General features: G+C 71.6%; 22 protein-coding genes. 6 read left to right on the forward strand and 16 right to left on the reverse strand.

Annotated features, from left to right (window positions below):
- Nucleotides 1-46: 46 nt before the first annotated feature.
- Complete coding sequence (locus ACWGJY_RS07350; RefSeq protein ID WP_453259803.1) at nucleotides 47-1,591, reverse strand: anthranilate synthase component I; 1,545 nt, start codon at nucleotides 1,589-1,591, stop codon at nucleotides 47-49.
- An 11-nt stretch (nucleotides 1,592-1,602) separates the two neighbouring features.
- Complete coding sequence (gene hisI / locus ACWGJY_RS07355) at nucleotides 1,603-1,992, reverse strand: phosphoribosyl-AMP cyclohydrolase (RefSeq protein WP_453259804.1); 390 nt, start codon at nucleotides 1,990-1,992, stop codon at nucleotides 1,603-1,605.
- A 33-nt stretch (nucleotides 1,993-2,025) separates the two neighbouring features.
- On the opposite strand from hisI, the gene ACWGJY_RS07360 reads away from it, so the two are divergent.
- On the forward strand, nucleotides 2,026-2,169 hold the full coding sequence (locus tag ACWGJY_RS07360) for a hypothetical protein (RefSeq protein WP_453259805.1): 144 nt from the start codon (nucleotides 2,026-2,028) through the stop codon (nucleotides 2,167-2,169).
- A 19-nt stretch (nucleotides 2,170-2,188) separates the two neighbouring features.
- Here ACWGJY_RS07360 and ACWGJY_RS07365 read toward each other — a convergent pair whose 3' ends face one another.
- From ACWGJY_RS07365 to hisD, 9 genes are all read right to left on the reverse strand, one after another.
- Nucleotides 2,189-2,821, reverse strand: coding sequence for a TIGR03085 family metal-binding protein (locus ACWGJY_RS07365; RefSeq protein WP_453259806.1), 633 nt, complete (start codon nucleotides 2,819-2,821; stop codon nucleotides 2,189-2,191).
- Between the two features lie 102 nt (nucleotides 2,822-2,923).
- Nucleotides 2,924-3,688, reverse strand: coding sequence for an imidazole glycerol phosphate synthase subunit HisF (gene hisF, locus ACWGJY_RS07370; RefSeq protein ID WP_453259807.1), 765 nt, complete (start codon nucleotides 3,686-3,688; stop codon nucleotides 2,924-2,926).
- Nucleotides 3,685-4,092 (reverse strand): Rid family hydrolase, encoded by a 408-nt coding sequence (locus tag ACWGJY_RS07375; RefSeq protein WP_453259849.1) that lies wholly within the window; start codon nucleotides 4,090-4,092, stop codon nucleotides 3,685-3,687. Before ACWGJY_RS07375 ends, hisF begins: the two co-directional genes overlap by 4 nt.
- A gap of 21 nt (nucleotides 4,093-4,113) precedes the next feature.
- Nucleotides 4,114-4,845 (reverse strand): bifunctional 1-(5-phosphoribosyl)-5-((5-phosphoribosylamino)methylideneamino)imidazole-4-carboxamide isomerase/phosphoribosylanthranilate isomerase PriA, encoded by a 732-nt coding sequence (gene priA, locus ACWGJY_RS07380; protein ID WP_453259808.1) that lies wholly within the window; start codon nucleotides 4,843-4,845, stop codon nucleotides 4,114-4,116.
- Nucleotides 4,845-5,495: an imidazole glycerol phosphate synthase subunit HisH gene (gene hisH / locus ACWGJY_RS07385; protein ID WP_453259809.1), complete on the reverse strand. Its 651-nt coding sequence runs from the start codon at nucleotides 5,493-5,495 to the stop codon at nucleotides 4,845-4,847. Before hisH ends, priA begins: the two co-directional genes overlap by 1 nt.
- The gene (locus ACWGJY_RS07390; protein WP_453259810.1) at nucleotides 5,492-5,656 is read right to left on the reverse strand and encodes a hypothetical protein; all 165 of its coding nucleotides are present in this window, start codon (nucleotides 5,654-5,656) and stop codon (nucleotides 5,492-5,494) included. Before ACWGJY_RS07390 ends, hisH begins: the two co-directional genes overlap by 4 nt.
- 3 nt (nucleotides 5,657-5,659) lie before the next feature.
- A complete protein-coding gene (gene hisB, locus ACWGJY_RS07395) occupies nucleotides 5,660-6,253 on the reverse strand; it encodes an imidazoleglycerol-phosphate dehydratase HisB (RefSeq protein ID WP_453259811.1) in 594 nt (197 codons plus the stop codon).
- The gene (locus tag ACWGJY_RS07400) at nucleotides 6,250-7,398 is read right to left on the reverse strand and encodes a histidinol-phosphate transaminase (protein WP_453259812.1); all 1,149 of its coding nucleotides are present in this window, start codon (nucleotides 7,396-7,398) and stop codon (nucleotides 6,250-6,252) included. The genes hisB and ACWGJY_RS07400 overlap by 4 nt, the downstream gene beginning before the upstream one ends.
- The gene (gene hisD / locus ACWGJY_RS07405) at nucleotides 7,395-8,717 is read right to left on the reverse strand and encodes a histidinol dehydrogenase (RefSeq protein ID WP_453259813.1); all 1,323 of its coding nucleotides are present in this window, start codon (nucleotides 8,715-8,717) and stop codon (nucleotides 7,395-7,397) included. Before hisD ends, ACWGJY_RS07400 begins: the two co-directional genes overlap by 4 nt.
- A gap of 263 nt (nucleotides 8,718-8,980) precedes the next feature.
- Here hisD and ACWGJY_RS07410 point away from each other — a divergent pair, with 263 nt between their 5' ends.
- From ACWGJY_RS07410 to ybaK, 3 genes are all read left to right on the forward strand, one after another.
- Nucleotides 8,981-10,582, forward strand: coding sequence for an oxidoreductase (locus ACWGJY_RS07410; RefSeq protein ID WP_453259814.1), 1,602 nt, complete (start codon nucleotides 8,981-8,983; stop codon nucleotides 10,580-10,582).
- A gap of 253 nt (nucleotides 10,583-10,835) precedes the next feature.
- Nucleotides 10,836-11,582 (forward strand): LON peptidase substrate-binding domain-containing protein, encoded by a 747-nt coding sequence (locus ACWGJY_RS07415; RefSeq protein WP_453259815.1) that lies wholly within the window; start codon nucleotides 10,836-10,838, stop codon nucleotides 11,580-11,582.
- 46 nt (nucleotides 11,583-11,628) lie between these two features.
- Nucleotides 11,629-12,123: a Cys-tRNA(Pro) deacylase gene (gene ybaK, locus ACWGJY_RS07420; protein WP_453259816.1), complete on the forward strand. Its 495-nt coding sequence runs from the start codon at nucleotides 11,629-11,631 to the stop codon at nucleotides 12,121-12,123.
- Between the two features lie 49 nt (nucleotides 12,124-12,172).
- Here ybaK and ACWGJY_RS07425 read toward each other — a convergent pair whose 3' ends face one another.
- The 4 genes from ACWGJY_RS07425 to ACWGJY_RS07440 form a co-directional block, all read right to left on the reverse strand.
- Nucleotides 12,173-12,829 carry an ABC transporter permease gene (locus ACWGJY_RS07425; RefSeq protein WP_453259817.1) on the reverse strand — a complete coding sequence of 219 codons (657 nt, stop codon included), beginning with the start codon at nucleotides 12,827-12,829 and terminating at the stop codon, nucleotides 12,173-12,175.
- 68 nt (nucleotides 12,830-12,897) lie between these two features.
- A complete protein-coding gene (locus ACWGJY_RS07430) occupies nucleotides 12,898-13,719 on the reverse strand; it encodes an ABC transporter permease (RefSeq protein WP_453259818.1) in 822 nt (273 codons plus the stop codon).
- Between the two features lie 64 nt (nucleotides 13,720-13,783).
- A complete protein-coding gene (locus ACWGJY_RS07435; protein ID WP_453259850.1) occupies nucleotides 13,784-14,716 on the reverse strand; it encodes an ABC transporter ATP-binding protein in 933 nt (310 codons plus the stop codon).
- A 162-nt stretch (nucleotides 14,717-14,878) separates the two neighbouring features.
- A complete protein-coding gene (locus ACWGJY_RS07440; protein ID WP_453259819.1) occupies nucleotides 14,879-16,174 on the reverse strand; it encodes an NYN domain-containing protein in 1,296 nt (431 codons plus the stop codon).
- A gap of 274 nt (nucleotides 16,175-16,448) precedes the next feature.
- Between ACWGJY_RS07440 and ACWGJY_RS07445 the strand changes: the two genes are divergently transcribed.
- Nucleotides 16,449-16,628 (forward strand): hypothetical protein, encoded by a 180-nt coding sequence (locus tag ACWGJY_RS07445; protein WP_453259820.1) that lies wholly within the window; start codon nucleotides 16,449-16,451, stop codon nucleotides 16,626-16,628.
- A gap of 78 nt (nucleotides 16,629-16,706) precedes the next feature.
- Here ACWGJY_RS07445 and dnaE read toward each other — a convergent pair whose 3' ends face one another.
- Nucleotides 16,707-20,258: a DNA polymerase III subunit alpha gene (gene dnaE / locus ACWGJY_RS07450; RefSeq protein WP_453259821.1), complete on the reverse strand. Its 3,552-nt coding sequence runs from the start codon at nucleotides 20,256-20,258 to the stop codon at nucleotides 16,707-16,709.
- 234 nt (nucleotides 20,259-20,492) lie between these two features.
- On the opposite strand from dnaE, the gene ACWGJY_RS07455 reads away from it, so the two are divergent.
- A complete protein-coding gene (locus ACWGJY_RS07455) occupies nucleotides 20,493-21,854 on the forward strand; it encodes a DUF2252 domain-containing protein (protein WP_453259822.1) in 1,362 nt (453 codons plus the stop codon).
- Nucleotides 21,855-21,931: the final 77 nt, after the last annotated feature.

Here is a 21,931-nt window from a genome sequence, read left to right on the forward strand (position 1 = left end):
TATCGCGCACCGGCCGACGGGGACCGGCGCGCGGGGTGCGGACCGGCTATCTGCCCAGGTGATTCGCGGTGTGCACGGCGCGCAGTACTGCGGCCGCCTTGTTGCGGCACTCGGTGTCCTCGGCCACCGGATCGGAGTCGGCGACCACCCCGGCACCCGCCTGGACGTAGGCGGTGCCGCCGCGGAGCAGGGCCGTGCGGATCGCGATGGCGGTGTCGGAGTCGCCGGCGAAGTCGAGGTAGCCGACACAGCCGCCGTACAGGCCGCGCCGGGTCGGCTCCAGCTCCTCGATGATCTGCAGGGCGCGCGGCTTGGGGGCGCCGGAGAGGGTGCCCGCGGGGAAGCAGGCAGTGAGCACGTCGAAGGCGGTACGGCCCTCGGCCACCCGGCCGGTGACCGTCGAGACGATGTGCATCACATGGCTGTAGCGCTCGACGGACATGAAGTCGACGACCTCGACGCTGCCCGGTTCGCAGACCCGGCCCAGGTCGTTGCGGCCCAGGTCGACCAGCATCAGATGCTCGGCGCGCTCCTTGGGGTCGGCCATCAGATCGTCGGCCAGGGCCTGGTCCTCCTGGACGGACGAGCCGCGGGGGCGGGTACCGGCGATGGGGTGCACCATGGCCCGGCCGCCCTCGACCTTCACCAGCGCCTCGGGGCTGGAGCCGACGACGTCGAAGCCCCCCTCCCCGTCGCCCGCGCCGCCCTCGAAGCGGAAGAGGTACATGTACGGGCTGGGGTTGGTGGCCCGCAGCACCCGGTAGACGTCCAGCGCACTGGCCGTGCAGGGGGTTTCGAAGCGCTGGGAGGGCACGACCTGGAAGGCCTCGCCGGCCCGGATGCGTTCCTTGATGTCCTCGACGGCCTCCTGGTAGGAGGAGCCGCCCCACTCGGCGGTGTACGGCGGGACCTCGGACGGCGGCAGTGCGGCGGCACTGGCGGGCGCGGGCCGGGCGAGGTCGTCGGCCATGGTGTCCAGGCGGGCCACCGCGTCCGCGTAGGCCTCGTCGATGCCGGTGTCGAGGTCGTTGTGGTTGATCGCGTTGGCGATCAGCCAGACCGTGCCGTTCCAGTGGTCGAGGACGGCGAGGTCGGAGGTGAGCAGCATGGTCAGTTCGGGCAGCCGGAGGTCGTCGGTGGTCTGCTCGCCGATCTTCTCCAGGCGGCGCACGATGTCGTAGCCCAGGTAGCCGACCATCCCGCCGGTGAAGGGCGGCAGGCCCTCGCCCTCGATGAGGTCCCGGGGGGTGTGCAGCGCCTCGACGGTGGCGCGCAGCGCGGCGAGCGGGTCGCCGTCGGTGGGCATGCCGACGGGCGGGGTGCCGAGCCAGTGCGCCTGCCCGTCGCGGGTGGTGAGGGTGGCGGCGCTGCGGACGCCGACGAAGGAGTAGCGCGACCACGTACGGCCGTTCTCGGCAGACTCCAGGAGGAAGGTGCCGGGGCGTTCGGCGGCGAGTTTGCGGTAGAGCCCGACGGGTGTGTCGCCGTCCGCGAGCAGGCGCCGGGTGACGGGGATGACCCGCCGGTCCTTGGCGAGGGTGCGGAAGCTGTCGAGGTCCGGTGTGGCGGTGCCGGTGGTTCCCGTGGTCATGGCAGCGGAGCCTACTGGTCCTGACCGGCCTCGGTGGCCAGTACGTCCGCGTCGAAGCAGGTGCGGTCGCCGGTGTGGCAGGCGGCGCCGACCTGGTCGACCCGGACCAGGACGGTGTCGGCGTCACAGTCCAGCGCCACCGACTTGACGTGCTGGACATGGCCGGAGGTGTCGCCCTTGACCCAGTACTCCTGGCGGCTGCGGGACCAGTAGGTGCAGCGGCCGGTGGTGAGGGTGCGGTGCAGCGCCTCGTCGTCCATCCAGCCGAGCATCAGCACCTCGCCGGTGTCGTACTGCTGGGCGATGGCGGGGACCAGGCCGTCGGCGCCGCGCTTGAGGCGGGCGGCGATGGCGGGGTCCAGGGCGGGGGTGATGTCCGGGGTGGCGGCGCGGCTGTTCATGGTGTCCATTGTGCCGTGCGGCATCCTGCAGAGATGCATCATCAGCAGCCGCCCGTGCCGCCACCGCCGCCGGACCCGCACCGCGCCGCGCGGGTGGCGGCGCGGGTGCTGGGGGTGGTGTTCGTGGCGGCGGTGGTGGTGGCCGTGGTCGTCGTGGTGGTGGTGTTCCACTCCTGAGCCGGCGGGCCCAGCGGGCTCACACCCCCAGCTTCGCCGCCCTCAGCCGGTCGACCGCGTCCTTGTCGCCGTCCAGCTGCACATCGGCGCTCTCCTGCCGGCCGAAGGCGAACATCGTCAGCTCGCCGGGCTCGCCGACGACCGTGACCACCGGGGTGCCGCGGTGGGCCACCGCCGTCCGCCCGTCCGGCCGCCGCAGCACCAGGCCCACCGGCGATTTCCGGCCCAGGACCCGGGCCATCCGCTCGATCCTGGACCACAGGGCGTCCGCGAACACGGGGTCCAGCTCCCGGGCGGCCCAGTCGGGCTGCGCGCGCCGTACGTCCTCGGCGTGGACGTAGAACTCAACGGTGTTGGACGCCTCGTCGATCTGTTTCAGGGCGAACGGCGACATCCGCGGCGGCCCGGTCCTGATCAGCCGGATCAGCTCCTCGTACGGCTTGCCGGCGAACTCCGCCTGCACCCGCTCCAGCCGTGCGGCCAGCGGCCTGACGAGGATCCCGCCGGCCGCGTCGGCGCGCCGCTCGCGCACCACCACGTGCGCGGCCAGCTCCCGCGCGCTCCAGTTCTCACACAGCGTCGGCGCCTCGGGGCCGGCGCTCTCCAACAGGTCGGCGAGAAGGAGCCGTTCACGCTTCGCATGGGTCGACATGCGGCCAGCCTACGACCGGCCGCCGAGCCCTGCCACGGGGCCGCGCCGCGGCTGGTCTCCCCCACGAGCCGGGCCGCGGCCGCGCCGACGGGTGTGCTCCGGTCAGCGCACCGCGTGTCCCGCCCCCCGAAGGGCGTCCTTGACCTGGCAGATGCGCAGATCCCCGAAGTGGAAGACGGAGGCGGCCAGGACCGCGTCGGCGCCGGCCTCGACGGCCGGGGCGAAGTCGGCCGGCTTGCCGGCCCCGCCGGAGGCGATCACCGGGACGGTGACGTGCCGGCGGACCGCCTCGATCATCTCCACGTCGTAGCCGTCCTTGGTGCCGTCGGCGTCCATGGAGTTGAGGAGGATCTCGCCGGCGCCCAGCTCGGTGGCGCGGTGGGCCCATTCCACGGCGTCGATACCGGTGCCGCGGCGGCCGCCGTGGGTGGTGACCTCGTAGCCGGAGGGGGTGCCGGCGTCGGTACGGCGGGCGTCGACCGACAGCACCAGGACCTGGCTGCCGAAGCGTTCGGCGATTTCGCGGATCACCTCGGGGCGGGCGAGGGCGGCGGTGTTGACGCCGACCTTGTCGGCACCGGCCCGCAGCAGCTTGTCGACGTCCTCGGGGGTGCGGACGCCGCCGCCTACCGTGAGGGGGATGAAGACCTGCTCGGCGGTGCGGCGGACCACGTCGTAGGTGGTCTCGCGGTTGCCGGAGGAGGCGGTGATGTCGAGGAAGGTCAGTTCGTCGGCGCCCTCCTCGCCGTAGATCTTCGCCATCTCGACGGGGTCGCCCGCGTCCCGCAGGTTCTGGAAGTTGACGCCCTTGACGACCCGGCCGTTGTCGACGTCCAGGCAAGGGATGACTCGGACCGCCAGGGTCATGTCGGTTCAGGCCTCTCTGACAGCTCTCGGAAGGCTTCTAGTTCTACTTCGACCAGGACGCGGGAGTCGACGAAGCCGGACACCACGACCAGGGTCGAGGCGGGTGGCGCGGCCTCGAACAGCTCCCGGTGGGCGCGTCCGGCCGCATCCACGTCGCGCAGGTGGGTGAGGTACATCCGGGTGCGCAGGATCGCGTCGGCGCCGAGGCCGAAGGGCTTGAGCGCCGCCAGCGCGTTGGTGAAGGCGACCTTGGTCTGTACGTAGGGGTCGCCCTCACCCTGCAGGACGCCGTCGACCAGTGGCATCGTGCCGGCGACCAGGACCCGGTCGCCGGCCGCCACGGCGCGTGCGAAGCCGATCTTCTCTTCCCAGGGACTGTCGGTCCGTACGCGCTCGATGGTCATCATGCGGCCTTTCGTTCGCCGTTACGACACTGCTGCCAGCGCCTCTTCGAGGGTGAATGCCTTCGCATAGAGCGCCTTGCCGACGATCGCGCCCTCGACACCTTCCGGTACCAGTGTGGCGAGCACCCGCAGGTCGTCGAGCGAGGAGACACCGCCGGAGGCGATCACGGGCCGGTCGGTGGCCGCGCAGACGTTCCGGAGCAGCTCGACGTTGGGGCCCTGGAGGGTGCCGTCCTTGTTGATGTCGGTGACGACGTAGCGGGCGCAGCCCTCGGAGTCGAGGCGGGCCAGGGTCTCGTAGAGGTCGCCGCCGTCGCGGGTCCAGCCGCGGCCGCGCAGCGTCGTCCCGCGCACGTCCAGACCGACCGCGATCTTGTCGCCGTGCTCGGCGATGACCTTGGCGACCCACTCGGGGGTCTCCAGCGCGGCGGTGCCGAGGTTGACCCGGCGGCAGCCGGTGGCCAGGGCCGCGGCGAGCGTGTCGTCGTCGCGGATGCCGCCGGACAGCTCGACCTTGATGTCCATGGACCGGGCGACCTCGGCGATCTGCGCCCGGTTGTCACCGGTACCGAAGGCCGCGTCGAGGTCGACGAGGTGCAGCCATTCGGCGCCGGCCCGCTGCCAGGCGAGGGCCGCCTCCAGCGGGTCGCCGTAGGAGGTCTCGGAGCCGGACTCGCCGTGCACGAGGCGGACGGCCTGGCCGTCGCGGACATCGACGGCGGGGAGGAGTTCGAGCTTCGATGCGTTCGGCATTACAGGGTCTCGATCCAATTGGTCAGGAGCTGGGCACCGGCGTCGCCGGACTTCTCGGGGTGGAACTGGGTGGCCCACAGCGGGCCGTTCTCGACGGCGGCCACGAACCGCTCGCCGTGCGTGGCCCAGGTGACCTTCGGCGCGGCGAGGTGCGGGTTGCCGACCTCCAGCTCCCAGTCGTGCACCGCGTAGGAGTGCACGAAGTAGTAGCGGGCGTCGGCGGGCAGCCCGGCGAAGAGCCGCGAGCCCTCGGCGGCGTCGACGGTGTTCCAGCCCATGTGCGGGACGACATCGGCCTTGAGCGGGCCGACCGTGCCGGGCCACTCGTCCAGGCCCTCGGTCTGTACACCGTGCTCGATGCCGCGGCCGAAGAGGACCTGCATACCGACGCAGATGCCCATGACGGGGCGTCCGCCGGCCAGCCGGCGGCCGATGAGCCACTCGCCGCGGGCCTCCTTGAGCCCGGCCATGCAGGCGGCGAACGCGCCGACGCCGGGGACCAGCAGCCCCTCGGCGTTCATCGCCCGGTCGAAGTCGCGGGTGATCTCCACCTCGGCGCCGACGTGCGCCAGGGCGCGTTCGGCGGAGCGGACATTGCCGAAGCCGTAGTCAAGGACGACGACCTTCTTACGGGATGCCGGGGCGGTCAATTCCACACCTCCAGCCGGAGCACGCCGGCGGCCAGGCACAGCGCCGAGCCGATGGACAACAGCACGATCAGGCTCTTGGGCAGCTGCTGCTTGTAGAACGAGTAGACACCGCCGAGAAGGAAGAGCCCGAGGAGGATGAAGACGGTGGAGAGACCATTCACGGGCTACAGGGCTCCCTTGGTGGAGGGGATGATCCCGGCCGCGCGCGGGTCGCGTTCGGCGGCGTAGCGCAGCGCGCGGGCCAGCGCCTTGAACTGGCACTCCACGATGTGGTGGGCGTTGCGGCCGTACGGGACGTGGATGTGCAGCGCTATCTGGGCCTGGGCGACGAAGGACTCGAAGATGTGCCGGGTCATCGTCGTGTCGTAGGAGCCGATCATCGGCGCCATGTTCTCCGGCTCGGTGTGCACCAGGTAGGGGCGTCCGGAGAGGTCGACGGTCACCTGGGCCAGCGACTCGTCCAGGGGGACGGTGCAGTTGCCGAAGCGGTAGATGCCGGTCTTGTCGCCGAGGGCCTGCTTGAAGGCGGCGCCCAGGGCGAGGGCGGTGTCCTCGATGGTGTGGTGGGTGTCGATGTGCAGATCGCCGTCGGTCTTGACCTTGAGGTCGAACAGACCGTGCCGGCCGAGCTGGTCGAGCATGTGGTCGTAGAAGCCCACACCGGTCGAGACGTCCACCTCGCCCCTGCCGTCGAGATCGATCTCGACGAGCACGGACGTTTCCTTGGTCGTGCGCTCCACGCGTCCTACGCGGGTCATCGCTTGCTCTCCTTCAGTACTGCGCGAACCGCGTCGAGGAACGCGTCGTTCTCGGCCGGGGTGCCGGCGGTGACCCGCAGCCAGCCCGGTACGCCGTTGTCACGGACCAGCACGCCGTGGTCGAGGATCGCCTGCCAGGTGGCGTGGGCGTCGTCGAAGAGGCCGAACTGCACGAAGTTGGCGTCGGAGGCGACGACCTGGCAGCCGGCCGCCCGCAGCTCGGTGACCAGGCGGTCCCGCTCGGTCTTGAGCTGCTCGACGTACTTCAGGAGTGTGTCGGTGTGCTCCAGCGCGGCGAGCGCGGTGGCCTGGGTGACGGACGAGAGGTGGTACGGGAGCCGGACCAGCTGCACCGCGTCGACCACGGCGGGGTCGGCGGCGAGATAGCCCAGCCGCAGTCCGGCGGCGCCGAACGCCTTGGACATGGTCCGGGAGACGACCAGATTCGGCCGGCCCTCGATCAGCGGCAGCAGCGAGGGGCGGTGGCTGAACTCGCCGTAGGCCTCGTCGACCACCACCAGGGCGCCGGCACCGTCGGAGCGGGCCGCCTGCGCCGCCTCGTACAGCGCGAGCACCGTCGCCTCCCCGACGGCGGTGCCGGTGGGGTTGTTCGGCGAGCAGATGAAGACGACGTCGGGCCGCTGCCCGGCGATGGCCCGCTGCGCCGCCTCGACGTCGATGGTGAAGTCGTCGTTGCGCGGGCCGGAGAGCCAGCCGGTGCCCGTGCCGCGGGAGATCAGCCCGTGCATGGAGTACGACGGCTCGAAGCCCATGGCGCTGCGGCCGGGGCCGCCGAAGGTCTGCAGCAGCTGCTGGATGACCTCGTTGGAACCGTTGGCGGCCCAGACCTGCGCGGCGGTGACCTCGTGGCCGGCGGTGCGGGTGAGGTAGCGGGCCAGCTCGGTGCGCAGCTCGACCGCGTCCCGGTCGGGGTAGCGGTTGAGCTGCCGGGCGGCCTCGGTCACCCGCTCGGCGATCCGGCGGACCAGCGGCTCGGGCAGCGGATAGGGGTTCTCGTTGGTGTTCAGCCGCACCGGGACGTCCAGCTGCGGCGCGCCGTAGGGGGATTTGCCGCGCAGCTCGTCACGGATCGGGAGCTGGTCCATACGGGACGCAGCGGAGTTACGGGTCACGTGCCTGCTCACTTGCTCTGCGGGACCTTCCAGTCGAACCTGGCCTTCAGCGCGGCGCCGTGGGCCGGGAGGTCCTCGGCCTCGGCGAGGGTCACCACATGGTGGGTGACCTCGGCCAGCGCATCGCGCGAGTAGTCCACGACATGGATGCCGCGCAGGAAGGACTGCACGGACAGCCCCGAGGAGTGGCAGGCGCAGCCGCCGGTGGGCAGGACGTGGTTGGAGCCGGCGCAGTAGTCGCCGAGCGAGACCGGGGACCAGGGGCCGACGAAGACCGCGCCGGCGTTGCGGACCCGGGCGGCGACGGCGGAGGCGTCGGCGGTCTGGATCTCCAGGTGTTCGGCGCCGTAGGCGTCCACGACCCTGAGGCCCTCGTCGATGCCGTCGACGAGGACGACCGCGGACTGCCGTCCGGCCAGCGCCGCGGTGATCCGCTCGGTGTGCTTGGTGGCCGCGACCTGCACCTTGAGCGCGTCCTCGACGGCGTCGGCGAGTTCGGTGGAGTCGGTGACCAGCACGGCGGCGGCGAGGGTGTCGTGCTCGGCCTGGCTGATCAGGTCGGCGGCGACGTGCCCGGGGTCGGCGGTGGCGTCCGCCAGCACCGCGATCTCGGTGGGGCCGGCCTCGGCGTCGATGCCGATACGGCCCTTGAGCAGCCGCTTGGCGGAAGCGACGTAGATGTTGCCGGGGCCCGTGACGAGATTGACCGGCAGGCACTCCTCGGTGCCGTACGCGAACATCGCGATGGCCTGGGCGCCGCCGGCGGCGTAGACCTCGTCGACGCCGAGCAGGGCGCAGGCGGCGAGGATGGTCGGGTGCGGCCGGCCGCCGAACTCCTTCTGCGGCGGGGAGGTGACGGCGATGCCCTCGACGCCGGCCTCCTGGGCCGGGACGACGTTCATGACGACGGAGGACGGGTAGACCGCCAGGCCGCCGGGGACGTAGAGGCCCACCCGCTCGACGGGCACCCAGCGTTCGGTGACCGTGCCGCCGGGGACGACCTTGGTCGTGACGTCGGTGCGGCGCTGCTCGCGGTGGACGATCCGGGCGCGCCGGATGGACTCCTCCAGGGCGGCCCGCACGGCCGGGTCCAGCCCGTCGAGGGCCTCGCGCAGGGCCTCGACGGGCACCCGCACCCGCTCGATCCCGACGCCGTCGAACCGCCGCGCGTAATCGATCAGCGCCGCGGTGCCGCGATGGCGTACGTCCTCGCAGATGGGCCGCACCTTCTCCAGGGCGGCTTCCACGTCGAACTCGGCACGGGGCAGCAGGTCGCGCAGGGCGCCGCCCTCGGGGAGGGCGTCACCGCGCAGATCGATTCGGGAGATCACCCTCCCAGTGTCTCAGACCCGTTCCCGGCCCCGAGCGGCCGTATCACTCAGTGATACACAGCGGCACACGCTCCGGACACCCCGTGACCCGGCCGCCGGAAGTTGACCGGAGTTGGCCCTGACCATGCGTGTTCAAGCAGTCACGGGACGGGCAAGGGCCAGGTGACGGCGTACGGGGGACGCCTGTGGGACGCCTCACGACCGGTGCACGACATGCGTCCGAACAGGTTGCGGCACACCACGGGAGAGCAAGGGGGAGCACTGTGACCGAGCCCGCGGACGGCGACGCGCCCGCCGACCTGCAGCTGACATCGGCGGAATGGAGCATGTGGCAGGCCTTCCGCAACGGCAGCACCTGCGACCTGCACCTCGGCGATCCGGCCCGTGACGATCCGCACGGGCAGCATCTGTGGGGCCCGGAGCGCCGGGTGCGGGCCCGGGTGGTGGCGCTGCTGCTGCTCGACGGGCCGCCGCCGCAGCCCGGCCGGGTCTCCGCGCTCCAGCTCACCGGGGCGTACATCACGGACACGCTCGACCTTGCGGGCGGCACGATCAAGCCATTCGTGGAGCTGCGGGACTGCCGCTTCGAGGCCGAGGTGGTGCTGCCGGAGAGCCGGTTCACCACGCTGCGGCTGGTGAACTGCGCGATACCCCGGGTGGAGGCGGCCCGGCTGCACACCGAGGGCGATCTCCATCTGCCGCGCTGTGTGGTGCACTCCGGCATCCGGCTCACCGACGCGCACATCGGCACGGACCTGATGCTCAATCAGGCCGTGGTGCACAAGGACCGGCAGGGCCGGTCGGTCATGGCGGACGGGATGACCGTCGCCCAGGACCTGCAGGCCGAGATGATGGAGTCCTACGGCGAGCTGTCGCTGCGCGGCGCCACCATCGGCGTGTCGCTGAGCCTGCGCGGCAGCCGGCTGAGCAACCCGTTCGGCCGCCGGGCGCTGAACGCCCCGCAGCTGACCGTCGAGCGCACCCTCTATCTGACCGCCGCGGGCCTGGCGAACTCCCCGTTCTCCAGCGGCGCCACTCCCCCGTACGGCATCGCGCACACGCCCTCGCGCGGCACCCGTATGCAGCGCTTCGAGTGCGAGGGCGGGATACGGCTGGACGACGGGCGGTTCGGCGACGCGGTCGACTTCGAGCACGCCCGGTTCATCATGGAGTCCGACCAGGAGCTGTCGCTGCGCCGCATCCAGACGCCCGAGCTGCGGTTCCTCGGCGAGCGCCCGCAGCGCGGCCGGGTGATCCTCTCCGGTGCCCGGGTCGTCAATCTCATCGACAAGTCGGCGAGCTGGCCGGGGCTCGGCGGGCTGTGGATGGCCGGCTTCGCGTACGAGACGCTGATCCCGCGCGGCCACTTCCCGCTGGCGCTGCGGCTGCAGTGGGTGGCCGCGGCGACCCCCGAGTACGCGCCCGAGCCGTACGAGATGCTGGCCGCCTCGCTGCGCAGCACCGGTGAGGACTCCGATGCCCGCGAGGTGCTGCTGGCCAAGCAGCGGCGGCGCCGCGAGACGCTGCCGCTGGCGGCCAAGGCCTGGGGGTTCCTGCAGGACTGGACGGTGGCCTACGGCTACCGCCCCGGACGGGCCGCGGTGTGGATGGCCATCCTGTGGGCCATCGGCACGGTCTACTTCTCGATGTCCCCGCCACCACCCCTCAAGGCGGGCGAGGCGCCGCCCTGGAATCCGTATCTCTACTCCCTGGACCTGCTGCTGCCGGTGATCGACCTCAATCAGGGCGGCGCGTGGAAGCCGGGCGGCGCCGCGCAGTGGGCGGCCGCCCTTCTGATCCTGGCGGGCTGGGTGCTCGCCACGACGGTCGCGGCGGGCGCGTCGCGCCTGCTGCGGCGGCAGTAGCTGCCATGGTGCCGGCTCTCCCGCCGTGGGGCCTTTCGCCGTGGGGCTTCTCGGCGTGGGACTTCTCGGCGTGGGGCTTCTCGCCGTGGGACTTCTCGGCGTGGGGCTTCTCGCCGTGGGGCTTCTCGCCGCCCGCACCACGGCGGGACGGCCGGCCACGCACCGGACGCCGCGCGGCCGAAGCACACCCACCACGACGGGATCACCGCCCGCGTGGGGGCACAGCGAAGCGCAGCGTCTAGGCTTACCGGCTGTGACCTCCGTGCGCCTACCGCTCTTCCCACTGAACTCGGTGCTGTTCCCGGGACTCGTGCTCCCGCTGAACGTCTTCGAAGCGCGGTACCGGGCGATGATGCGCGATCTGAGCGCGCTGCCCGAGGACGACCGCCGCTTCGCGGTGATCGCGATCCGGGACGGCCGCGAGGTCGCCGCCACCGCGCAGGGCATGCCGGACGCCACGCTGCCGGCCGCGGACGGCCCCGCAGCGGGCTTCGGCGACGACCCGGTGCAGGCGTTCCACACCGTGGGCTGTATCGCCGACGCGGCGACCATCCGGGAGAAGTCGTCCGACGACGACACCGGCTACGAGATCCTCGCCACCGGCACCACCCGCTTCCGGCTGCTGTCCGTGGACGCCTCGGGGCCGTATCTCACCGGCGAGCTGGAGGAGCTGGAGGACGGCGAGGGAGAGGGCGCGGGCGTGCTCGCCTCGGGCGTCGTGCGGGCCTTTCGCACCTACCAGAAACGGCTGGCCTGGGCGAACGAGCGGACCCTGTCGAGCGGGCAGGACCTGCCGGCCGACCCCTCGGTGCTGTCGTACCTGGTCGCCGCGGCGGCCGTGCTGGACGTCCCCGCCAAGCAGCGGCTGCTGGAGGCGCCGGACACCGCGTCGCGGCTGGGGCAGGAGCTGAAACTCCTTCGCCAGGAGTCGGCGCTGCTCGGTAAGCTCCCGTCGCTGCCGGCCGTGGATCTGACCCGGCAGCCGACCAGCCCCAACTGAACGGCCGGCCGGACGACCGGCCCGAGCGACGCGAGGCACGACAACGGTGGCGAAGAAGCCCAAGAAGTCCGTCGGCACCCCGGCGACGGTCGCCCTCACCGCGGCCGGCGTCCCCTTCACCACACACTCCTACGCGCACGACCCGGCCGCCCCGTCGTACGGCGAGGAGGCCGCCGAGGCCCTCGGCGTCGCGCCCGGCCAGGTGTTCAAGACCCTGCTGGCGGATGTCGACGGCGCCCTGACGGTCGCCGTGGTCCCGGTGTCGGGGTCCTTGGACCTCAAGGCGCTGGCGGCCGCGGTGGGCGGCAAGCGGGCCACGATGGCCGATCCGGCGGCGGCCGAGCGCAGCACGGGCTATGTCCTGGGCGGGATCTCGCCGCTGGGGCAGCGCAAACGGCTGCGCACGGTCGTGGACGCCTCGGCCGAGGGCCGGCCGACGGTCTGTGTCTCGGCCGGGCGGCGGGGGCTGGAGATCGAGCTGTCGCCGCAGGATCTGGTGGCGCTCACCGGGGCGCAGCTCGCGCCGATCGCCCGCGGCTGAACGCACGGCGGGGCGGCCGGTGGACCGGCCGCCCCGGAATCTGCGCCGGTCAGCCCGCGGCGGGCGGCTGCTCCTCGTCCGGGTGCCCGTGCGGGTCCTCGTGCCAGTGCAGCTCCGGCTCCGGGTCACGCGGCCCGAACAGCCCGGTCAGCGCCAGCTGGGTGAGCATCGCGGCGATCGGCCAGGCCAGCAGCGCGCCCTTGGCCTGCAGCCGCAGCGGGCCGTTGAAGGTCACCCCGGGGCCGGCCTGCTTGGCGTGCGCGGCCACGTCCGGGGTGGGTCCCAGCCACATGCCCGTCACCCAGCCCAGCACCGCGCCCAGCAGCCCGCCCACGACCAGCGCCACGACCAGCGGAATCCCGCCACAGCGGCGGAAGAGGAAGACCACGGCAGCGCTGAGCACACCGAAGCCGAGGGCCAGCAGCACGAAGGTGCCGTCCGCGCCGATCGCCTCCTCGCCCTCGGTGTTCTTGAGGTAGACGTTGCGGGTGTCCGCGATCAGCGGGATATGCGGCGCGAGCCAGTTCCACAGCACGCCGAGCAGCACGCCGCTCACCGCGACCACGAGCGCGATCAGCGCGCCCTCGCGCAGCTCACGGGCCAGCTCGGGGCCGCCGAGGCCACCGTGGTCGGCGACGGGCGCGGCCTCGGGGTGCTGCGGCTCGTCGGGCGGTTGGTTCTCGGATGGCGTCAGCGGTGCGGTCACCCCGTCATCGTGCCAGGTGGGGCTGGTGGGACCGGAAGCAGGACGGCCGTTCGGTGTGGTGGCACCGCTCACCGGGCCGCCGCCCGGCGGTATGCCCAGGTGGCGACGGCCAGCGAGAGCACTCCGACGGCCGCACAGACGCCCAGGTCGGCGCCGACCGCGACCCAGTCGGGGTGCGGGTCGAAGCTGCGTGCCAGCGCCTCCACCCCGTAGGTCGAGGGCAGCAGATCGCGGGCCCAGCCGATCACCGCGGGCATCCGTCCGGCCGGCAGCACGCCCAGCAGCAGCGCCGCCGACATACCCAACTGGCCGCAGAGCGTGGCCAGTTCGGGACGGGGGGCGAGCAGGCCGAGGGCCGCGCCGAGGCCGGCCAGCGCCGCTCCGGCGAGCGGGAGCACGGCGGCCAGCACCCACAGATGGGCCATCGGCAGCTGGAAGAGCACACAGCCGGTGACCGCGGTGACCACCGTGCCCGGCACGGTGAACGAGGCGTACGCGGCGGCGGCGCCGAGCACCACGGCGGCCGGCGGCACCGGCAGCGTGGCGTAGTGGTCGAGTCCGCCGCCGGCCCGCAGCTGCCCGAAGTACTGGGCGAGGAGGTTGAGCGCGACGAAGGCGACGACCAGCACGCTGGAGCCGGACACCACGGACCGGGCCGGGTCGCCGCCGTCGACCACCCCGCGCAGCAGGACCATGATCCCGATGGACTGGAAGGTGGCGACGAACAGCAGCGGGATCCGGGCGACCCGGGCCCGGGAGAGCTGGGCGCGGTAGACGGCGCCCAGCGCGGGCACCAGGCGGGCGCGCGGCGCCAGCGGGGCGGCCTGGCCGGGCTGCGCCCCGGCCCCCGGGACCACCCCGGCCACCGCCTGCACGGGAACCACACTCACGCTGCCACCACGCCTTCCTCGCTGCCCCCGCGGTACTCCATACGTTCGCCGTACCGGCCCGCGTTCACGCCTTGACCAGTCCGTCCGCCCGGCCCCCCAGGGCCAGGTACACATCCTCCAGGCTGGGCGTGGCCAGCGTGAAATCGTCCAGGGCGGCGAAGGCGGGGCCCGCGGTGACGGCGGCGACCGCGGCGCGGGCCCGGTCGGCGGGCAGGCGGAGGGTCCAGCGGCGGCCGGAGGTGTGCGCGTCGGCTTCGAGGGCGGCGACCTCGGGCACGTCCAGCGGCGGGCGGTCGCGCCACACCAGCTCCAGCCGGACCTCCTCACTCACCATTTCCTTCAGTCCGCCGGGCGTGTCGCAGGCGATGACGCGGCCCCGGTCGATCACCGCGACCCGGTCGAGCACGCTCTCGGCCTCCAGGACGTTATGGGTCACCAGCACCACCGTGGCGCCGCGCTCGGCCCGGCGCCGGTCCACCGCGGCCCACACGGCGCGGCGGGCGACCGGGTCCATGCCGGTGGTCGGCTCGTCCAGCACCAGCAGCGGCCGCTCGCCGATCAGCGCGGTGGCCAGGCAGGCCAGCCGCCGCTGCCCGCCGGACAGCTTCTTCAGCGCCCGTCCCGTGATGCCGTCGAGACCCAGCTCGCCGATCACGGCGTCCCGCTCGGCACGCGCCTCGCGGGCACCGAGGCCGCGCAGCCGGCCGGTGGTCTCCACGGCCAGCGCGACGGTCATCTCGTCCAGGGCGGTGGACTCCTGGCCCAGGTAGCCGAGCAGCCGGGCGGCCCGCTCCGGGTGCCGCACCAGGTCGTGGCCCAGTACGGAGATGCTGCCGCAGTCCGGGCGCAGCAGTCCGGTCAGCTGGCGGACCAGGGTGGACTTGCCGGCGCCGTTGGGGCCGAGCAGCCCGAAGATCTCCCCGCGGTGTACGTCCAGGGTGATGCCGTCGTTGGCGCGTACGGCGGACGGCCGTGCCGCCCCACGGCGCCCGCGCATCGCGGGGTACGTCTTGACCAGGTCCCGCACGGCGCACACCGGCACACCGCGCTCCACCTGTTTTGCGCCCGTCCTCACGAGCTATGAGGGTACGCGTCCCCGGCCCGCCGCCGGGCCGCGGGGCACCGGCGGGCGGGACGGGGCGGGGAGCCGCCCGGCCGGTCAGTCCCCGGCGGGCGCGTGCTCGGCGGCCGACCGCAGATCGACCTCCCGCCAGAAACCGGCCCGGATCGCATAGCGGTCGTGCTCGTCGATCTGATCGTCCTTGTGGGCGAGCAGCCCGAACCGGGCGGCGTAGCGCAGCAGTTCGCCGTCGATGCGGTGCGGGATGCGCGGGTACTCCGTCGACAGCTGGGGCAGATGTGCGGTGTCAAAGAGCCGGTCGGTCCAGCGGCGGGCGAAGACCTGGCCGACCTCGAAGGGGTCGCCGCTGACGGCGGTGATGTCCTCCTCGCGGTCGGCCCAGCGCTGCTCGGCGCTGGTGAGCTGGGCGAGGGTGGGCAGTGCCGCGGTCTCGGAGGGTTCGCCGGCCGGGCCGCCGCGCTCGACCCAGCCCTTGTCGGACGACCAGCGCAGGGTGGCGCCGGCCGCGGGCGTCTGCGGGGCGGAGCCGGCGGCACCCGCGGCGTGGGCCCGGCCGAGCCCGGCCAGGTCCTTGGGGGTGGGCACGACCTTGGAGCCCGCGGCGCCGGGCTCGTCGCCGGCGGTCGGTGCGCCCTCGGCACCGGCCGGCGGGCGCGCGACGCCGTTGGCGCCGCTGCGCTCATGGGCGTGCTCGGCGGCTTCCGGGCCGGAGGCGGCGGCCGCCGCGGCGGCCGCGGCGGCAACGGCGGACTCGGGCAGCGGGGCGGAGAGGATCGCGGCGATCTCGGGGCGCGGGACGGGCGGCGGGGCGCAGGGGCCGCCGAGCTCCTTGGCGCGTACCGCGCGGGTGATCCAGGTCCGGTCCAGCACCCGCCGCTCATCGGCCTCGGCGACCAGGTCCTCGGACTGGTTGTAGTCGCCGTCCGCGGCCTGGACGGCCCACAGATGGACGGCGACGCCGTGCTCCTTCGCCGACATCAGGCCGGGCAGGAGGTCGCCGTCGCCGGTGACCAGGACGATGTCGGCGCAGGCGCGGTTACGGGCGAGTTCGGTCAGCTCGGCGTGCATCGCGGCGTCCACGCCCTTCTGCGCCCAGCGCCCGTCGCTGCGGGTCAGGGCCCCCAGCCGGACGGTGACGCGGGGCATCACACGCAGCCGCCGGTGCTCGGGCTGCGGGACCCGGTCAGGGGCGCCGTCGAACCAGTAGATCCGCAGCAGCGGGCGCTCGGTGTCCGCCTCGGCGCGCTGCCGCAGACCCTGGATGAGGGCGGCGTGATCCACCGCGATCCGTGAACGGGCGGGCTCTCCGGCGAGCAGACTCGCCGCGGCGCCGAGCAAATACCCGGCGTCCACCAGGACGACACAGCGATCCACGATCCACCCTCTTCCCTGAGGTGCTGATGTCCGGTCGCCCCCCGGCTCGGCCCGTGGCACGAGATTTCTTCTGCTGTGCTTCGAGTCTGCCCGACCGCACGGGCGTTATCTGCCCGAACTCGATCATCGGCGTGGCGGATTCGGCGGGGGATTTCGAGTACAGCGCGTGATCAAGCGTTTCACGCACGGTAATTGCCCGAAATGCAGCGCTCTGTCCGGCATGTGACTCTGGTTTCGGCCCCGATCCCAGATTCCCCCTCAGGAGGCAACGGTCATGGCCAAGGACAAGAAGCAGGACCACAGTCAGCAGCAGAAGACGGCATCCGCGGCCGAGCGCGGGCGGCAGGAGGCCCAGAAGTCGAGCCTGGAGGCACAGTCCCCGTCGCGGTCGCAGGCGCAGGGCAGCCCGGCAGATGTTGCGCGTAAGCACCAGCGGCGCTTCGGTCACAACTGATCCACGCCGCACAGAAGTTGAGGGGCGCGTCCGCTACGGGCGCGCCCCTCGGGGCAGGAAAGGCCGAAGGCCGGCGGATCAGCCCGCCAGACAGGACGGGCCGAGCAGCACCTTCAGATCGCCGAACAGTGACGGGTCGGGCGTGACCCGGTGCCGGTCCAGCCGGAGCACGGTCGTCTTGCGCGCCCCCTGCAGCTTGATCCGCACCTCGGTGGAGCCGCGGTGGCTGCTGAGCACCTCACCGAGCTTCTCGACCATCGGCGGGGTGACCTTGACCGTCGGAATGGTGATCGTCACGGGGGCGTTGGTGCCGGCCTCCGAGAGGTCGGGGACCATCATCTCCATGGCGACCAGCCGCGGGATGTCCTCCCGCTTGTCGAGGCGTCCCTTGACGAACACCACGGTGTCCTCGACGAGTTGGGTGGACACCAGCTGGTACGTCGCCGGGAAGAACATGCAGTCGATGGAGCCGGCCAGGTCCTCGACGGTGGCGATGGCCCAGGCGTTGCCCTGCTTGGTCATCTTGCGCTGCAGACCGGAGATGATGCCGCCGATGGTGACGATCGAACCGTCGGAGTAGTCACCGCCGGTCAGCTGGGCGATGGCGGCGTCCGCCTTGTCGGACAGGACGTGTTCCAGGCCGAAGAGCGGGTGGTCGGAGACGTAGAGACCGAGCATCTCGCGCTCCTGGGCGAGGAGGTAGGTCTTGTCCCACTCGATGTCCGAGAACTCGATGTCCAGGCCGAAGCCGGGACCCTCGTCGGCGGTGGCGTCGCCCATGCCGCCGAAGAGGTCGAACTGCCCCTCGGCCTCCTTGCGCTTGACCTGGACGACGTTGTCGATCATCGGTTCGTAGTGCGCCGTCAGCCCCTTGCGGGTGTGGCCCATCTCGTCGAAGGCGCCGGCCTTGATGAGGGACTCGGTGGTGCGCTTGTTGCAGACGACCGCGTCGACCTTGTCGAGGTAGTCGGGGAAGGAGGAGTACTTCCCCTTGGCCTTGCGGCAGCGGATGATCGAGTCGACGACGTTCTGGCCGACGTTGCGGACGGCGGTGAGGCCGAAGAGGATCACGTCGTCGCCCTGGGCGGCGAAGTTCGCCTCGGACTCGTTGACGTTCGGCGGCAGCACCTTGATGCCCATGCGGCGGCACTCGTTGAGGTAGACCGCCGACTTGTCCTTGTCGTCGCGCACGGAGGTCAGCAGCGCGGACATGTACTCGGCCGGGTAGTTGGCCTTGAGGTAGGCGGTCCAGTAGGTGACCAGGCCGTACGCGGAGGAGTGCGCCTTGTTGAAGGCGTAGCCGGCGAAGGGGACCAGGACGTCCCACAGGGCCTGGATGGCCTGGTCGGAGAAGCCCTTCTTCTTCGCGCCCTCCTGGAAGAGGACGAAGTTCTTCGCCAGCTCCTCGGGCTTCTTCTTGCCCATGACGCGGCGGAGGATGTCGGCCTCGCCGAGGGAGTACCCGGCGATGATCTGGGCGGCCTTCTGCACCTGCTCCTGGTAGACGATCAGGCCGTGGGTGAGGCCGAGGACCTCCTTGAGGGGCTCCTCCAGCTCCGGGTGGATCGGGGTAATCTCCTGGAGGCCGTTCTTGCGCAGCGCGTAGTTGGTGTGCGAGTCCATGCCCATCGGGCCGGGACGGTACAGGGCCGATACGGCGGAAATGTCCTCGAAGTTGTCGGGCTTCATCAGCCGCAGCAGCGAACGCATCGGGCCGCCGTCGAACTGGAAGACACCGAGCGTGTCACCGCGGCAGAGCATTTCGTAGGTCTTGGGGTCGTCCAGCGGGACGGTGAGCATCTCCAGCTCGACGCCCTTGTTCTTCCGCACCATCTTGACGGCGTCGTCCATGATGGTGAGGTTGCGCAGGCCCAGGAAGTCCATCTTGAGCAGGCCGAGCGACTCGCACTGGGGGTAGTCCCACTGCGTGATGGTGACGTTGTCGGTGTGCCGGACCCAGACCGGGGCGTGGTCGACGATGGGCTCGCTGGACATGATCACGCCGGCTGCGTGCACGCCCATCTGCCGGACCAGGCCCTCGACGCCCTTGGCGGTGTCGATGACCTTCTTCACATCCGGTTCGTTCTCGTACATCCCCCGGATCTCGCCCGCTTCGCTGTAGCGCGGGTGCTTGGGGTCGGTGATGCCGCTGAGGTCGATGCCCTTGCCGAGGACGTCGGCGGGCATGGCCTTGGTGAGGCGGTCACCCATGGCGTACGGATAGCCGAGGACGCGCGCGGAGTCCTTGATCGCGTTCTTGGCCTTGATCTTGCCGTAGGTGCCGATCATGGCGACCTTGTCGGCGCCGTACTTCTCCGTGACATACCGGATGACCTCGACGCGCCTGCGCTCGTCGAAGTCGATGTCGACATCGGGCATGGAGACGCGCTCGGGGTTGAGGAACCGCTCGAAGATCAGTCCGTGGGTGATCGGGTCGAGGTCGGTGATACCCATCGCGTACGCGACGATCGAGCCGGCCGCGGAGCCACGGCCGGGGCCTACCGCGATGCCGTTGTTCTTGGCCCACATGATGAAGTCGGCGACCACGAGGAAGTAGCCGGGGAACCCCATCTGGATGATGATGTCCATCTCGTACTCGGCCTGCTTCTGCCGGTCCTCGGGGACCCCGTCCGGGAAGCGGCGCTGCATGCCGACCCGGACCTCCTCCTGGAACCAGGTGACCTCCGTGAAGCCCTCCGGGATGTCGAACTTCGGCATCAGGTCACGCTTCTCGAACATCCCGTCGGTGTCGATCTGCTCGGCCACCAGGAAGGTGTTGGCGCAGCCCTGCTGCCAGGCGTCCGAGGAGTCGATGGCGTACATCTCGTCGGTGGACTTGAGGTAGTAGCCGGTGCCGTCGAAGCGGAAGCGGTCCGGGTCGGAGAGGTTCTTGCCGGTCTGGATGCACAGCAGCGCGTCGTGCGCCGTGGACTCGTGGGCGTAGGTGTAGTGCGAGTCGTTGGTGACCAGCGGCGGGATGCCGAGCTTCTTGCCGACCTCCAGCAGGCCGTCGCGGACCCGGCGCTCGATCTCGATGCCGTGGTCCATCAGCTCCAGGAAGTACCGGTCCTTGCCGAAGATGTCCTGGTACTCGGAGGCGGACTTCAGCGCCTCGTCGAACTGGCCGAGCCGCAGCCGGGTCTGCAGCTCACCGGAGGGGCAGCCGGTGGAGGCGATCAGGCCCTCGGACCACTGGGCGATGGTCTCCTTGTCCATCCGCGGCCACTTCTGCAGCCAGCCCTCGGCGTAGGCGTCCGAGGACAGCCGGAAGAGGTTGTGCAGACCGGTCTTGTTCGCCGCCCAGATCGTCTTGTGCGTGTAACCGCCGGAGCCCGAGACGTCGTCCCGCTTCTGATGCGGCTGGCCCCACTGGACCTTGCGCTTGTTGCGCCGCGACTCCGGCGCCACGTACGCCTCGATGCCGATGATCGGCGTCACCCCGGCCTTCTTCGCCGAGTGGAAGAAGTCGTACGCGCCATGGAGGTTGCCGTGGTCGGACATGGCGATATGCGTCATGTCCATCTCGTTGCACGCCTTGAACATGTCCGACAGCCGCGCCGCACCGTCCAGCAGTGAGTACTGGGTGTGGACATGCAGATGTGTGAAGGGGGGCCTGGACGAGGCTGCCACGGCGGAGGACCTCCGAAGGAACAAAGCGGCGCAAAGCGCCTGGGCAAGGGACGGTGGTCGGACGACGGATGGACAGTCGGCGACGGATGGGTGAGACGGTCTCGAAGTCTACGACTCCCGACTGACAATCGCCGGGCACCGGCGAGTAGCCTCGCGCGTTGTCAGTGGCAGAGCCGCGACGGGCTCCGTCACGGCTCACCGTCCCCCCTTCCGCACCTCAGGAGGCACCCAGCGATGCCGTCCCAGCACGCCCCGGCGCAGGACGCCGAGCAGCGCGGCGAGGAGATCCTCGCCGTTTTCGACACCGCCTTCGGAGAGCTGCTCGCCGCCGACCCCGCGGCCTTCCGCGTGAAATTCCGGAAGATGGCCGCCTCCGCCTTCGCCTTCTACCGGGGCACGGCCTGTCTGTTCTACCGGGACCTGGAGGCCGGCGCCGCGGACGGTGACGGCAAGGACAGCGGCCCGTATCTGGACGAGCGGACCGGCCGGGTGTGGATCCACGGCGATCTGCACGCCGAGAACTTCGGCACGTACATGGACTCCACGGGCCGGCTGATCTTCAACGTCAACGACTTCGACGAGGCGTACGTCGGGCCGTTCACCTGGGACCTCAAGCGGTTCGCCGCCTCGGTCGCGCTGATCGGCTACGCCAAGGCGCTCAGCGACAAGCAGATCACCGACCTGGTGCGCACCTACGCCGCCGCCTACCGGGAGCGCATCCACGCGCTCGCCTCGGGGACGAAGAGCTCCGACCGGGACGAACTGCCGCCCTTCACGCTCGACACCGCCGAGGGCCCGCTGCTGGGGGCGCTGCGCGACGCCCGCTCGCTGACCCGCTTCGGGCTGCTGGACTCGATGACCGAGATCCGCGACTTCGAGCGCCGCTTCTCGGCGGGCGGCGGCAGCGTCGAACTGGACGCCGCCACCCGCTACAAGGTGCTCGCCGCCTTCGACGGCTATCTGGAGACACTGCCGGAGTCGAGCCTGGACCGCCCGGACTCCTACCGCGTCAAGGACGTGGTGGGCCGGCGCGGCATCGGCATCGGCTCGGCCGGTCTGCCCTCGTACAACATCCTCCTGGAGGGCAACAGCGACGCCCTGGAGAACGATGTGGTGATCTACATGAAACAGGCGCAGACCCCGGCCGTCTCCCGGCACGTCACCGACCCCGCGATCCGCGGCTACTTCCAGCACGAGGGCCACCGCACGGTGATCTCGCAGCGCGCCCTGCAGGATCACGCCGACCCGTGGCTGGGCTGGACCGAACTGGACGGCGCCGGCCAGCTGGTCGCCGAGATCTCGCCGTACGCGGTCGACCTGGACTGGTCGGACATCGACGACCCGGAGGAGATCGCCGCGGTGGTGGCCGATCTGGGCCGGGCCACCGCGACCATGCACGGCGCCGCGGACGACGAGAGCGGCCACTCCCTGGTGCCGTTCTCGACCGAGCGTGCCATCGACGCGGCCATCGCGGCCGACGAGGAGGGCTTCGCGGCACTGCTGGTGGACTTCGCGCACTCCTACGGTGCCCGCGCCCGCGGTGACCACCAGATCTTCGTGGACCTCTTCCGCAACGGCCGGATCCCCGGCCTGTAGGAGCCGCGGCGGCGTCGGGCGCCTCGCCGTACGCACCGTATCCACCGGTGCGTACGGCTTCGGGGCCCCTTAGGCGC

The organism is Streptomyces sp. NPDC054765 (genome assembly GCF_053612065.1).

Bases quoted from the DNA above. Each gene is read 5' to 3' on its own strand.
- ACWGJY_RS07350 (WP_453259803.1), bottom strand. From the start codon at position 1,591: ATGACCACGGGAACCACCGGCACCGCCACACCGGACCTCGACAGCTTC.
- hisI (WP_453259804.1), bottom strand. From the start codon at position 1,992: ATGAACAGCCGCGCCGCCACCCCGGACATCACCCCCGCCCTGGACCCC.
- ACWGJY_RS07360 (WP_453259805.1), top strand. From the start codon at position 2,026: ATGCATCATCAGCAGCCGCCCGTGCCGCCACCGCCGCCGGACCCGCAC.
- ACWGJY_RS07365 (WP_453259806.1), bottom strand. From the start codon at position 2,821: ATGTCGACCCATGCGAAGCGTGAACGGCTCCTTCTCGCCGACCTGTTG.
- hisF (WP_453259807.1), bottom strand. From the start codon at position 3,688: ATGACCCTGGCGGTCCGAGTCATCCCTTGCCTGGACGTCGACAACGGC.
- ACWGJY_RS07375 (WP_453259849.1), bottom strand. From the start codon at position 4,092: ATGACCATCGAGCGCGTACGGACCGACAGTCCCTGGGAAGAGAAGATC.
- priA (WP_453259808.1), bottom strand. From the start codon at position 4,845: ATGCCGAACGCATCGAAGCTCGAACTCCTCCCCGCCGTCGATGTCCGC.
- hisB (WP_453259811.1), bottom strand. From the start codon at position 6,253: ATGACCCGCGTAGGACGCGTGGAGCGCACGACCAAGGAAACGTCCGTG.
- ACWGJY_RS07435 (WP_453259850.1), bottom strand. From the start codon at position 14,716: ATGCGCGGGCGCCGTGGGGCGGCACGGCCGTCCGCCGTACGCGCCAAC.
- ACWGJY_RS07445 (WP_453259820.1), top strand. From the start codon at position 16,449: ATGGCCAAGGACAAGAAGCAGGACCACAGTCAGCAGCAGAAGACGGCA.
- ACWGJY_RS07455 (WP_453259822.1), top strand. From the start codon at position 20,493: ATGCCGTCCCAGCACGCCCCGGCGCAGGACGCCGAGCAGCGCGGCGAG.